Source organism: Photobacterium sp. WH77 (assembly GCF_022014395.1).
Taxonomy (GTDB): domain Bacteria; phylum Pseudomonadota; class Gammaproteobacteria; order Enterobacterales; family Vibrionaceae; genus Photobacterium; species Photobacterium arenosum.
On the sequence record NZ_JAKLTE010000006.1, the window covers coordinates 162,627 to 175,920 of the forward strand.

The window sequence follows — 13,294 nt, forward strand, 5'->3', positions numbered from 1 at the left end:
GGACGCATTAATAAATCACCAGCGACATCAATAAGGTGTGGCTGGTGAACAATAAGTACGCTGTACACAGAATTCAGGAGAGTCACCTATGGGCTTTAATGTCGCACTGAGTGGACTGGGCGCCGCCCAGAAAGATTTGAACACCACAAGTAACAACATTGCCAACGCCAATACTTACGGCTTTAAAGAGTCGCGGGCCGAATTTGGTGATGTGTATTCAAACTCTATTTTTTCCAACACCAAAACCACTACAGGTGGTGGTGTCCAGAATTCTGTGGTTGCTCAGCAGTTTCATGAAGGTTCCAGTATTTATACCAACAACCCGATGGATTTGCGTATTTCCGGTACCGGCTTTTTTGCCGTATCAGACCAGCGTCTGGAGCCGAACAATAACAGCCTGACCCGTAACGGTGCTTTCCATCTGGACAAAGATAATTACATTGTTAACTCAGAAGATCAGTTCTTATTGGGATACGGTGTGGATCAGGAAACGGATCAGGTGGTCTCTTATGAACCACAGGCACTGAAAGTGCCGGATCAATTTGGTCAGCCGAAAGCCACCAGTCAGGTCGAGATTGGTGTCAACCTGCCTGCTAACGGCGACCCGAAAGACATCAATCAGTTTAACTTTGAAGACCAGGATACCTATAACAAATCCACTTCTGTCACCATGTATGACTCCTTAGGTCAGCCATACAAAATGACCAGTTATTATGTGAAGGACAATACGCAGCCAAATCGCTGGGCGACGTTTTATACCGTGACGGATGCCGACGGTGAGAAGCCGCTGGACATTGCCGACGGTGAGGCAACCAATGTCGCGGGACATACCGGCGCACTGGTTGATTTTAACTTCGACGGAACAGTCGCCCAGGTAAATGGCGGTAACCCGATGATTTCTGAAGCTTTCAGTGCGGCTGGCCTGAGCATGAACGGTGCGGATGGTTCACAGACGCTTAACTTTAACTTTGATGCCCCTACTCAGTTTGCGGCGCCGTTTGAAGTGCGTAAGTTCAGTGAAAATGGTGCCACCACAGGTTATCTGGCCAAAGTGGATGTCGATGCCAAAGGCTCTATTGTGGCAACCTACAGTAACGGGGAAAACATTACCCTTGGCCGTGTCGGTATGGTTCGTGTTCCGAACGAGCAGGGGTTGCTGTCTAAGGGCGGCACTCAATGGGCGGTAAGCCAGGAGTCTGGTGCTGCTGTTTGGGGGGAGGCGACCTTCGGTGCGTTTGGTTCGGTGAAAAGCGGTACGCTGGAGCAGTCAAACATTGACATGACTCAGGAACTGGTGGATTTGATCACCGCGCAGCGTAATTTCCAGGCCAACTCCCGTGCCCTGGAAGTGGACAACAGTCTCCAGCAGACCATACTGCAAATTCGTTAATCTCATCTCGTCTGACATTGCCGCCTGAGCCTCTGATGGCGGCAATGTTTGTCCGACACCTGTCTTTCAGAAGCCATTTCTTTGGCACCTCGCTGATTTCCCATCTTTGTTATGGAAAGCATCTCTCACTAATTACCTGATCTTTCGCTGTTTCATGACTGTTTTTCAGCCATTTACCAATGTGGTACGTATATTGCTTCTATAGCTGCAGTACTGATTGGGAGACTCGAAATGGATCGTGCACTGTACCTGGCAATGAGCGGCGCTAAACAAGATATGTATGGCTTGCAGCTTCATGCCAACAACCTGGCTAACGTTCGTACGACTGGCTTTCGCGCTGATTTAGAGCAGGCGCGGAGTATGCAGGCGTTTGGCGAAGGCATGCCGTCCCGTGTGTTTTCCATGACAGAGAGACCGGGGCAGGATTTTGCCCAGGGGGCAGTGATGACAACAGGCCGGGATCTGGATGTTGCCGTAGAAGGTAACGGCTGGCTGGCGGTATTGGATGCCAGCGGCCAGGAAGCTTATACCCGTGCCGGTCACCTGAAAATCGATCAGACAGGCTTGCTGCAAAACAGCAATGGCAGCCTGATGGTCGGTGAAAATGGCGGCCCGATTTTTATTCCTCTGCCAATCAGCAAAATTGAAATCGGTAAGGATGGCACTGTTTCGGTCCGTCCTCAGGGCGCACCGGCCGATGCGATGGAAGTGGTTGATCGCATTAAAATGGTGAAGCCGGACAACAGTGAAGTTTTTAAAGACGTTGATGGCCTGTTCAAATCCAAAGTGCCTGCGCAGTTATTTGACGCCGATGCTGAGGTGACTCTGCTGAGCGGTGCGCTAGAGGGCAGTAACGTGAATGCCGTGGGTGAAATGACCAGCATGATAGATCTTCAGCGTCATTTTGAAATGCAAGTTAAGTTAATGAAAACCGCAGAGGAAATGGACCAGGCGTCCTCGTCTCTGCTGCGTTTGGGCTAATTAGGAAAGGAATAACACATGCATCCAGCATTATGGGTCAGTAAAACCGGTCTTGACGCTCAGCAAACAAACATCTCGACCATTTCGAATAACCTGGCTAACGCCTCGACCATAGGCTTCAAAAAGAGCCGCGCAGTGTTCGAGGATCTGTTTTATCAGAACATCAACCAGCCTGGCGGCCAGTCCACTCAGGATACGACCTTGCCATCCGGTCTGATGCTGGGGGCGGGTTCAAAGGTGGTGGCAACACAAAAAGTGTTTACTCAGGGTAATACCCAGACCACCAATAACGCCATGGACATGATGATTGAAGGCGATGGCTTCTTTCAGATCCTGCTGCCGGACGGCAACATAGGCTACACCCGGAATGGTCAGTTCACTATCAATGAAGAAGGCCAGATGGTGACCTCAGGTGGCGGTTATTTGCTGCAGCCTGAAATTGTCGTGCCGGAAGATGCGGTCAGTATTACTGTCGGTACAGACGGTGAAGTGTCTGCCCGTATCCGTAACCAGCAGGAAAGCCTGGTACTGGGCCAACTGACCACGGTTGATTTTATCAACCCGGGCGGTATGGAGCCTATCGGTCAGAACCTGTTCCTGCCAACCGGTGCGAGCGGCGATCCGCAGGAAGGCGTGCCAGGTCTGGAAGGGTTTGGCCAGATCCGCCAGTCAATGCTGGAAACGTCCAACGTGAACGTGACTGAAGAGCTGGTCAATATGATTGAAGCTCAGCGCGTGTACGAAATGAACTCCAAAGTGATTTCAACCGTTGACCAGATGCTGAGCTATGTGAACCAGCAGCTTTAATTAAGAGTGGGGTCTAAGATGAAAAATTGGTTGTTGACTGCTTTAATACTGACGCTGACCGGTTGTGTCCAGATGCCGGAACAACAGGATGAGCTGACACAGGCGACGACCAATGTCGATGCCGTAGAAGGGAATCAGGATTCATCGGGCGGTGATTTGATTGACCTTGTACGTCGTCGTGATGATCCGCAGGCCGGCGACCCGGCCTGGAGCAGTGTTCGCCCGCAGGATAAACCGGCTCATTACGCCACGGCGACCGGTTCTTTGTTCAGCCAGGCGCTGGCGCAGGATATGTATGATGATACCCGTCCGCGCGGGATCGGTGATATCGTGACCGTGATGCTGGCTGAGAAAAACAAAGCGAATAAAAGTGCCAGTACCGATCTCGACAAGTCGACAGATCTTACCATGGACCCCCTGACACTCGGCGGCAAGCCGCTGACGATTGGCGATCGCGACATCTCTTACGATGTCAATAACTCCAATACCTTTTCAGGCAGTACCTCAGCCGACCAGAGCAACAGCATTCAGGGCTCAATTTCAGTCGAAGTGGTTGACGTATTGGCGAACGGTAATCTGCTGGTGCGCGGCGAGAAGTGGCTGACACTCAACAGCGGTGATGAGTATATCCGGCTGAGCGGCACGATTCGTCCTGATGACATCACGCAGGAAAACACCATAGAATCGACCCGGATTGCCAATGCCCGCATTCAGTATTCCGGCACCGGCGACAGGCAGGATGTACAGGAGCAGGGCTGGCTGGCCCGGTTCTTTAACGTCAGTTTGTAAGCCATGTATTTCCCTTTAACCGCCACCCGACGATGAGAGTATGACAGTGACCAGACAAATGCTATGGGCAGGACTCGCCCTGTTGATGGCTTTCCCTTTGCAGGCCGCCCGAATTAAGGATGTCTCTGAAGTTGCCGGGGTGCGGAGTAACCAGTTGTCAGGTTACGGTCTGGTTGTTGGTCTGCCGGGAACCGGGGAAACCACGCCATTTACCGACCAGAGCTTCAATGCCATGTTGCAAAACTTCGGCATCCAGTTGCCGGCAGGCACCAAACCCAAAACCAAGAATGTGGCCGCTGTAGCTGTCAGCGCGACCTTGCCGCCTTTCACCAAGCAAGGTCAGCATATTGATATCACTGTCTCTTCTATCGGCTCGGCGAAAAGCCTGCGCGGCGGCACCTTGATTCAAACTTTCCTGCGCGGCCTGGACGGTAAAGTCTATGCGGTGGCGCAGGGCAGCCTGGTGGTTGGCGGCTTCAGTGCCGAAGGTCTGGACGGTTCTAAGCTGGTGGGCAATAACCCGACGGTCGGCCGCATTGCAAACGGCGCGATTGTCGAGCAGGAAGTCCCTAACCCGTTCAGCCGCGGCGATCATCTGACTTTTAACCTGTTTGAATCTGATTTCACCACAGCGCAACGTATGTCAGATGCCATCAATCAGTTTCTCGGCCCTGATATGGCCGCGCCCATTGATGCCACTTCGGTACGTGTACGTGCGCCGCGAGATGTGAGCCAGCGGGTGGCTTTCCTGTCGACTATCGAAAATCTTGAATTCGACCCGGCCGAAGGCGCGGCGAAAATTATCGTGAACTCCCGTACCGGGACAATCGTTGTCGGGCAGCATGTAAAGCTCAAACCGGCAGCGATTACCCACGGTGGTATGACAGTGTCGATCCGGGAAAATCCTACTGTCAGCCAGCCCAATCCATTCTCCGGCGGCGAAACTGTGGTGGTACCTGACTCTCAGATTGAAGTGACGGAAGAAGACTCCCGGATGTTTAAGTTCAATCCGGGGATTACCCTGGATGAGCTGGTACGCGCGGTCAATCAGGTGGGGGCTGCGCCTTCCGATCTGATGGCGATTCTGCAGGCACTGAAACAGGCTGGTGCCATTGAAGGCCAGCTGATCATTATTTAATTATGGCTGGCACCTTGTGTGAAGGTGCTGATGGAAAGACCATTACAGGCAGATAACTGACGATGAAACCGACGGACCCAGGCTTTGTCAACGACCTTGCTAATCTTGACAGACTTCGTGCTGGCATCAAAGGCAAAGGGGATACGGAATCTTTGAGAGCAGCAGCAGAGCAGTTTGAAGCCCTGTTCACTCAAATGCTGTTTAAATCGATGCGTCAGGCCAATGAAGCCTTTGAGTCTGATCTGATGAGCAGCTCAAACACCAAGTTTTTTGAAGAAATGCGCGACGAGCAAATGTCCAGTGAACTCAGCGCCCGCGGTTCGCTTGGTTTGGCTGATCTGATCGTGGAACAGCTCAGCGCATTAGAGCAGCCACCGGCAACACCGGAAGAGCAGGCGAAAGCGGCGCAAGAAAAAGCCGCCGGTTTCGAGGCCATTCAGCAGTCGCGTCAGGTGTCTGCCGATGATGTGCTTGCCAAAGTCTTCGCAGCCAAAGATGCAACGGCTATAGACACGGCGGCTAAAGAGAAAGCTGCGTCAGCGCCGGAACAAGCGGCGATACCAGCAGCTTCTGCCACCACGCCAGCCGAGTTTGTCCGTCCGCCATTGCGCCAGCCGCAGGAAAAACCGTTTTCTTCGCCGGAAGATTTCGTGACCCGCATGCGTCCGTTTGCTGAAAAAGCGGCAGGCATGCTGGGCACCGATCCGGCAGTGCTGATTGCGCAGGCGGCACTGGAAACAGGCTGGGGTAAAAAAGTGGTGAAAAATGCGGCAGGTGACAGTAATAATCTGTTCAACATCAAAGCGGACCCACGCTGGGCCGGCAATAAAGTGGCCACTCAGACGCTGGAATACCATGACGGCATTCCGGTTCAGGAGCGGGCGGCATTCCGCTCTTACAATACTTATGAAGACAGTTTCAACGACTATGTCCGTTTTTTGAATGACAACCCGCGTTATTCAGAAGCACTGGCCTCGCCGCAAGATCCGCGCCGTTTTATTCGTAACCTGCATCAGGCCGGTTACGCGACCGATCCGAAATACGCCGATAAAATCATCAATGTGATGGAGTCGGTGAAAAAACTGATGAAGTAAAAAATACGGCTAGAAAATAATCTCTAGCCGTAAAGTTAATTGATTAGCAAATTTTACCTTCAACCGCTGAGCCTAGCGGAATTCCTTTGTATGTTGTGTAAACGCTTGCAGCTGCATTTCCTGTTCTTATTGTGGTTGAACCATTCCCATTAAATTGTCGATTTTCCCATACATTAGCTGGCCCCCAGAATCTTACCCATGTCTGAACTAATGTTTTTCCAAGTATTTTAGAGCTGACATTGTATGTTGTTGCACCAATATGGCTACCTATTGCTATAGGTTTGCTCCAAAAATTCGGTGAAGCATATGCTGAAAATCTTCGACAGCTTAAAGCCATAATATCGTTCTCATTGAGAGTGCTGGCTTTTGTTTCAATTTTATTTGCAGGAACTTTGGGCTCGGCGAGTTCACTAACCGGCACTTCTTCATAACTATCCGTTGTGATTCTTTGTGTTACGCAATTAGGGCCAGGAAGGTCAACAATACTGAAGTCTGGCGGATTACTTGGATCAGTAAATAATAACGCCTCGGAACACTCCTTAATGATTGGATTACCTGACTCATCGAACCATTCAATGGTACCGGTAAATATATATTGATGACCATCTGGGTCAGTCATTACTTTGGTATCAGGATCTTGATATAGCAGGGAAGTGTCTACATAAATGGGGTTCCCTTCCGTATCAAACGCATTTGTCTCGGTACCGGCATAGGCCAGACTGGTTACGAGTGACGCTGACAATACAATCAGTTTTTTATAATTGAACATTGTTATACTCCATTGTGAATTCAATTGCATATTAGTTCAGTGCACCTTTTTGTAAATAATTCTTCTTCATATTTTGCGATGTGCGGCAACCTTTTTCCTTTAGCCGACTTATATTTAATTTAATCAATTAAAAACAATGACTTATATATTGGAATGATTTTTGCTTATTAATCTCCAGTAAAGTAACTCCCCCCGAGGTTTTCTGGAGGCGCAATGGCGTTCGATTTGCTCAGTTTGGGCTCTCAAGGTGTGTTAACAGCGCAAAGGCAGCTGAATACCACCAGCCATAACATCAACAACGTCAATACGGATGGTTACAGCCGCCAGTCTGTGGTGCAGCAGACCAACGATCCCCTGTGGTGGGGCGGCAATAACTACGGCACGGGCGTACACGCGGCAGAAGTTCGCCGCGGTTATGATCAGTTTGCCACTAACGAGCTGAACCTCACCACGACCAATCACAGTTACGCCACTGAGCGCGACGGCCAGCTGGAGCGGCTCGATAAGCTGCTGGCAAACAGTGCCAGTCAGGTGCCGCAGGATATGAACCAGTGGTACGACGCCGTCAAAGCAATGGCTGACAGCCCCAATGATCTGGGCACCCGCAAAGTGGTGCTGGAAAAAGCCAAAATGGTTGCGGCCGGTTTGAATGACACCCACCGGGTTCTGGCCGAACAGAAAGACGTCACCAATGACGTACTGGCAAAAACCCTGCACAGAGTGAATGACATTGGCCGCGAGCTGGTGGAAATCCATCAGGCTTTGCTGAAAACCCCGGCCGGCGGCGCAGATAACGACCTGATGGACAGACATCAGCAGTTAATCAATGAGCTGTCGACTTACACCAAAGTCACGGTCACGCGCAAGAACGCGGAAACCTTCAACGTCCTGATCGGCAGTGGCCATACCCTGGTGTCCGGGACCCATTCCAGCGAGCTGCAAATGATCAATGGCGATCCGGATCCGCAACAGACCCAGCTGGCAGTGGTGGCAGGTAAATCCCTGAAAGCCATTAGCTCGGACGATGTTGGCGGCAAATTGGCGTCACTGTTTGAATACCGTGACAAAACCTTGCCACAGGTGATGGATGAGCTGGGCAAAATGACCATAGGTTTCACCGAGTCGGTGAATCAGCTTCAGTCACAGGGGCTGGATCTGAACGGTCAGGTGGGTGAGGCCATGTTTACCGATGTCAATGCCCCTGAGGTTGCCGCCTCCCGCGCGCTGATCCCCCAGGGCTCAAGTGCGCAGGTGAAGGTGTATATACAGGATCTCAGCAAGTTGCAGGCCGGTGAGTACGAGCTGGGATTCAACGGCAGTCAGCATACGCTGAAAATGCCGGATGGTTCTTCGCAGTCCGTCATTCCGAGTGGCCTGCCGCCGAGTTTCGATGTTGATGGCGTGCGGATAGAAATTGCCGCTCCGATTGCCAGCGGCGAAAAAATCCTGCTGCGGCCTACCCGCAATGCGGCCAGAGACGTGCAGGCTGAAATGACAGATCCGGCAAAAATTGCGGCGCAGAGTTATCTCAGCTCTGCAACGCAGGCGCAGGGAAAAGCCGAGTTTGCTATTACATCTCCCGGCCCGTTACGTGAATTCCAGGTTGCGGTATCACCCGACTCCTCGCAGTTTGCGGTGCTGGATATGCAGGGCAATGTGCTGCAGGCTCCGCAGCCTTATCCGCCAAGCGGGCAGGTGGTGGTCGGCGGCACCGGGTTCACTCTGAGTAATGGTGCGGCAGGCGGTGACGTCTTTGCCGTTAACCTGAATGCGGCCACCGGCGATAACGGGAACCTGATCAAAATGCAGGATCTTCAGGATATGAAGCTCATGAATAAAGGCCGATCCAGCGTGATCGACGTCTATGAGGGGCTGAACACCGAAATGGGTGTGCAGCGCGCATCGGCCGCACGTCTGAAAGAAGTGGGTCGTCAGGAAAAAGAAGCTGCAGAGAGCCGTGTGGCTGAAATATCCGGCGTCAACATGGATGAAGAAGCCGCAAACATGATGAAGTTCCAGCAGGCCTACATGGCATCGTCCCGCATTATGACGGTGGCGAACGAAACCTTTAATACTTTGCTTAATGCCGCGCGATAAGGAGTTAAAGCCATATGATTAGCCGAATTGCCAGCTTTCATAACTATCAGTCCGTGGCGAATGATATGAACCGTCAACAAGTGAAAGTCGCGGATAACCAGGAACAACTGGCGTCCGGCAAGCAATTGCTGACCGCCGGGGACGATCCGGTTGCCTCTATCTATGTGCAGAATTTTTCACAGCAAAATACGGAAATTGATCAGTCGCTGCGCTCTATCACCCTGGCACGTAATCGCCTGAACAGTGAAGAAACCGCGATTTCCGATGCGGAAACCCTGCTCGATGACGCCAAACGCAAAACCATGTCTATGGTGAACGGTTCGTTGTCAGATGATGACCGAATCGCACACATGCAGGATTTGCGAGGGCTGTTTGATTCCGTTATCCACTTAGTCAATACCCAGGATGAATCCGGCAACTTTGTTTTTGCGGGCAATCAGTACGACAAACAGCCGTTTTTCCGTGACGGCAACGGCAATGTCAGTTATGTCGGCGACAGCTATCAGCGGATGTCTAAAGTGTCGCCGAACGTCGAAGTGCCTGTGAATGATCCGGGCGACAAGCTGTTTATGAACATCGAGAACCCGTATGGCGATTATCAGCCGGATTACGATCTGCAGTCTGGTTCGCTGTTGCTGCTGTCGCATGCCCGGAATAACAACCACTCAGACAATGCCAGCTATACCATTGATTTTACGCAGACGGGGTCAGGGGCGGTTTACGATCTTTATCAGGATGGTTTGCTGGTTGACAGTCAGCCCTTCGATCCGAAACGCGGAATCGAGTGGGGGACATTGTCGGTACAGCTGGAAGGCGAAGTGACAGACGGTGATCAGATCACCCTGAGCCGGCAGGATACTTTCAGTCTGTTTGATTCTTTCAAACGCGGAATTGAAGTCTCTGCCCGCGCACCTTCTGATGCCTCAGCAACCGCTGAATTGCACCAGGTGGCAGAAGAGTTTTCACAGGCGTTCAAGCATATTAACCGGGCGCGATCAGAAGTCGGCACCCGGCTGCAGACCCTGGATCGTCAGGCCGATATGCATGAAGACTTTAAGCTGGTGATCAATAAAGCACGCGGTACGCTGGAAGATCTGGACTATGGCAAAGCCGTGGTGGAGCTCAATGAAAATATGCTGGCGTTGCAGGCTTCCCAGCAGGCGTTTGCGAAAACTAAAAACCTTAGCCTGTTCAACTATATCTAACTTCCGGTCTCGGCTGGCCGTTTAATGAGCCCCTTTATCGGCATTTCAGGTAAGGGGCTTTGTTTTATCTTTGCCGCTGTCAACTTGCCGGGCGGCAAGGCTTGGCGGCAGAGCGGTTCAATGAGCTGGCATGGCTTTGCCGCTTTGCTTCAATTGCCACTGAAATAGAGTTCAAAGCCATGAAAATAAAGACTTATTATTTATGGCACACTAATTGCTAAAGTATTATTGTGATTTTCATTAACGACATTTTTACTAACGCTGGTCCCGCTTCACTCTCTGATGGGTTGACGTTGCGGGTAGCTGTTTCGCTAACAGCGAAAAGTCAAAGGAGAGCAAAATGGGTGTAACAGTGAACACCAACGTGTCTGCCATGACTGCGCAGCGCTACCTCAACAAAGCATCTGAGGGCCTGAGCCAATCCATGGAGCGCCTGTCTACGGGCAGCCGCATTAACAGCGCCAAAGACGATGCGGCCGGTTTACAGATTTCCAACCGTCTGATTGCGCAGACGCGTGGTCTGAACGTGGCGATGCGAAATGCCAATGACGGTATTTCAATTGCGCAGACCGCAGAAGGTGCGATGCAGGAATCCACCAGTATTCTGCAACGTATGCGTGATCTGTCGCTGCAATCGGCGAACGGTGCCAACTCGGATGACGACCGCGTTGCTATCCAGGAAGAAATTACCGCGTTGCAGGACGAGTTGAACCGTATCGCGGAAACCACTTCGTTCGGTGGCCGTAAACTGCTCAATGGTACTTTCGGTGAAGCGGCCTTCCAGGTCGGTGCGGATGCCGGTGAAGCGATTGTTGTCGGTCTGGACAGTGTCCGCGCTGACGAAGCGAAAATGGGCGGCAGCTTGCTGGTCTCGACCACGACGATTCAACCGGACGCAACGCTGGCCGCTGATACCAATATTGAATTGAGTGTTACGGCAGCAGACGGCACGGTCACGCCAGTGGCTATCGGTCTTATTGGCGGTGATGATGTGGAAGAAATTGCCACCCGTATTAATGGCCAGAATGGTCTGATTAATGCGTCCGTGACCGAGAAAGGTGAGCTTCAGTTGGTCTCCAGTGACGGTACCGTGGGTGTCACCAATGGTGCGATCAGCATGATCAACAGCGACGGAACGACTGTCGCGGGTGATATCGCCGGTACGGCGACTGATATTACTGTCTCGCAAGTCGATGTATCAACTGCAGGTGGGGCGCAGCGTGCTGTTCCTCTGATTGACTCGGCGCTGAAATATATCGACAGCATGCGAGCCGATTTGGGTGCAAAGCAAAATCGTCTGACGCACACCATCAATAACCTGGCCAATACCTCTGAGAATGTGTCTGCCTCGAACAGCCGTATCCGTGATACCGACTTTGCGAAAGAGACAACAGATATGACTAAGAATCAGATTCTGCAGCAAGCAAGTACCTCTATTCTTGCTCAAGCCAAACAGATTCCGCAGTCTGCACTGAACTTACTGCAGTAACCTCTAAACGCAGTATTTTGATTAAACGGCAAGGTGGCAATACCTTGCCGTTTTTTATTGGTGCCAGCCAATAAAAAATTAGCAAATAAATAGCAAAAAAATCCTGTAAAGTTTTCTTCCTTACCGCCGATAACCCTTATAGAACAAGAAAGTGCGCCACTGCTTAATCAAGGTAATGAATTCTGATTCATTGTTGATTGTGTTCAGTTTCACACTTTTTTGCCCAGTAAAAAAATTTCAAAAAAAATCTTAAAGCTTTCTTCACCAGTGCCGTTAAAGGTGATGTACGAAGAATAACTCGGACTTGCCGGCTGAGCTGGTCAAGCCACAAAGAAGCACAAGTAAGGAGAATTACTATGGCAGTTACAGTAAACACTAACGTTTCTGCAATGACCGCTCAGCGTTACCTGAACAAAGCTAGCGATAATACAGCAGCTTCTATGGAGCGCCTGTCTACCGGTTCACGCATCAACAGTGCAAAAGATGACGCAGCAGGTCTGCAAATTTCTAACCGTCTGATGACTCAGAGCCGTGGCCTTGACGTAGCAGTACGTAACGCCAACGACGGTATCTCAATGTCTCAGACTGCTGAAGGTGCGATGCAAGAAACCACCAGCATCCTGCAACGTATGCGTGACCTGTCTCTGCAATCGGCGAACGGTTCTAACTCAGATGACGACCGTAAAGCGATTCAGGAAGAAGTAACAGCACTGAATGATGAACTGAACCGTATCGCGGAAACCACGTCTTTCGGTGGTCAGAAGCTGCTGAATGGTTCATTCGGTACCCGTGCATTCCAGGTGGGTGCAGATTCCGGTGAAGCCGTACAGCTTACGCTGAAAAATATGCGTTCTGACAGCGCTGACATGGGTGGTAGCCTGATGGTTTCAACTAACCAGGTGGCAGATAAAAACTCTACCCTGGATGCAGATACAACCATCGAGCTGAGCGTAACGGATGCTGACGGTAATGCGACAGCGGTAAGCATCGACCTGGTTGGTGGTGACGATATCGAAGAAATCGCGACCCGTATCAACGGCCAGAATGACCAGATCAATGCGTCTGTTTCTGAAAAAGGTGAGCTGCAAATTTTCTCATCTAACGGTACTGTCGGTGTGACTACCGGTACTATCGCAATGACTGATACTGCGGGTAATGCTGTGGATGCCTCAATTGCAGGCACAGCGGCTAATATCACAGTGTCTCAGCTGGATGTCAGCACAGTCGGTGGTGCACAGCAAGCAGCGGCCATTCTGGATGGTGCTATGCAGTTTGTTGATTCGCACCGTGCAGAGCTGGGTGCGAAACAAAACCGTATGGATCACACCATCAGTAACCTGAACAGCATCAATGAAAACGTGACTTCTTCTAACAGTCGTATCCGTGATACTGACTTTGCGAAAGAAACCACAAACCTGACTAAGAACCAAATCCTGCAGCAAGCGTCGACCTCTATCCTGGCGCAAGCGAAGCAGGCGCCTCAGGCGGCACTGAGCCTGCTGGGCTAATCCGTTCAGTAAAGCGGCAGGGGCAAG

At 51.2% G+C, this 13,294-nt stretch carries 11 protein-coding genes; 10 read left to right on the plus strand and 1 reads right to left on the minus strand.

Features of this window, described 5'->3' with window-relative positions; genetic code table 11:
- The first annotated feature begins 88 nt into the window (after positions 1-88).
- From flgE to flgJ, 6 genes are all read left to right on the plus strand, one after another.
- Positions 89-1,390, plus strand: coding sequence for a flagellar hook protein FlgE (flgE, locus tag L6J37_RS08740; protein ID WP_192014687.1), 1,302 nt, complete (start codon positions 89-91; stop codon positions 1,388-1,390).
- Between the two features lie 231 nt (positions 1,391-1,621).
- Positions 1,622-2,371 carry a flagellar basal-body rod protein FlgF gene (gene flgF / locus L6J37_RS08745; RefSeq protein ID WP_237794791.1) on the plus strand — a complete coding sequence of 250 codons (750 nt, stop codon included), beginning with the start codon at positions 1,622-1,624 and terminating at the stop codon, positions 2,369-2,371.
- Positions 2,372-2,389: 18 nt separating this feature from the next.
- Positions 2,390-3,178 carry a flagellar basal-body rod protein FlgG gene (flgG, locus tag L6J37_RS08750; RefSeq protein WP_027253919.1) on the plus strand — a complete coding sequence of 263 codons (789 nt, stop codon included), beginning with the start codon at positions 2,390-2,392 and terminating at the stop codon, positions 3,176-3,178.
- Between the two features lie 18 nt (positions 3,179-3,196).
- On the plus strand, positions 3,197-3,967 hold the full coding sequence (gene flgH, locus L6J37_RS08755; RefSeq protein WP_192014689.1) for a flagellar basal body L-ring protein FlgH: 771 nt from the start codon (positions 3,197-3,199) through the stop codon (positions 3,965-3,967).
- 40 nt (positions 3,968-4,007) lie between these two features.
- Positions 4,008-5,105, plus strand: a complete 1,098-nt coding sequence (locus L6J37_RS08760) for a flagellar basal body P-ring protein FlgI (protein WP_272872717.1) — start codon at positions 4,008-4,010, stop codon at positions 5,103-5,105.
- A gap of 62 nt (positions 5,106-5,167) precedes the next feature.
- Positions 5,168-6,199: a flagellar assembly peptidoglycan hydrolase FlgJ gene (flgJ, locus tag L6J37_RS08765; protein ID WP_237794792.1), complete on the plus strand. Its 1,032-nt coding sequence runs from the start codon at positions 5,168-5,170 to the stop codon at positions 6,197-6,199.
- Between the two features lie 43 nt (positions 6,200-6,242).
- On the opposite strand, the gene L6J37_RS08770 is transcribed toward flgJ, so the two are convergent.
- A complete protein-coding gene (locus L6J37_RS08770) occupies positions 6,243-6,968 on the minus strand; it encodes a hypothetical protein (RefSeq protein WP_237794793.1) in 726 nt (241 codons plus the stop codon).
- 213 nt (positions 6,969-7,181) lie between these two features.
- On the opposite strand from L6J37_RS08770, the gene flgK reads away from it, so the two are divergent.
- The 4 genes from flgK to L6J37_RS08790 all read left to right on the plus strand — a co-directional run bounded on the left by flgK (position 7,182) and on the right by L6J37_RS08790 (position 13,267).
- Positions 7,182-9,065 (plus strand): flagellar hook-associated protein FlgK, encoded by a 1,884-nt coding sequence (gene flgK / locus L6J37_RS08775; RefSeq protein WP_192014691.1) that lies wholly within the window; start codon positions 7,182-7,184, stop codon positions 9,063-9,065.
- Positions 9,066-9,079: 14 nt separating this feature from the next.
- Positions 9,080-10,270: a flagellar hook-associated protein FlgL gene (gene flgL / locus L6J37_RS08780; RefSeq protein ID WP_192014692.1), complete on the plus strand. Its 1,191-nt coding sequence runs from the start codon at positions 9,080-9,082 to the stop codon at positions 10,268-10,270.
- A gap of 340 nt (positions 10,271-10,610) precedes the next feature.
- On the plus strand, positions 10,611-11,759 hold the full coding sequence (locus L6J37_RS08785; protein ID WP_192014693.1) for a flagellin: 1,149 nt from the start codon (positions 10,611-10,613) through the stop codon (positions 11,757-11,759).
- Positions 11,760-12,115: 356 nt separating this feature from the next.
- Positions 12,116-13,267 (plus strand): flagellin, encoded by a 1,152-nt coding sequence (locus tag L6J37_RS08790; RefSeq protein ID WP_192014694.1) that lies wholly within the window; start codon positions 12,116-12,118, stop codon positions 13,265-13,267.
- Positions 13,268-13,294: the final 27 nt, after the last annotated feature.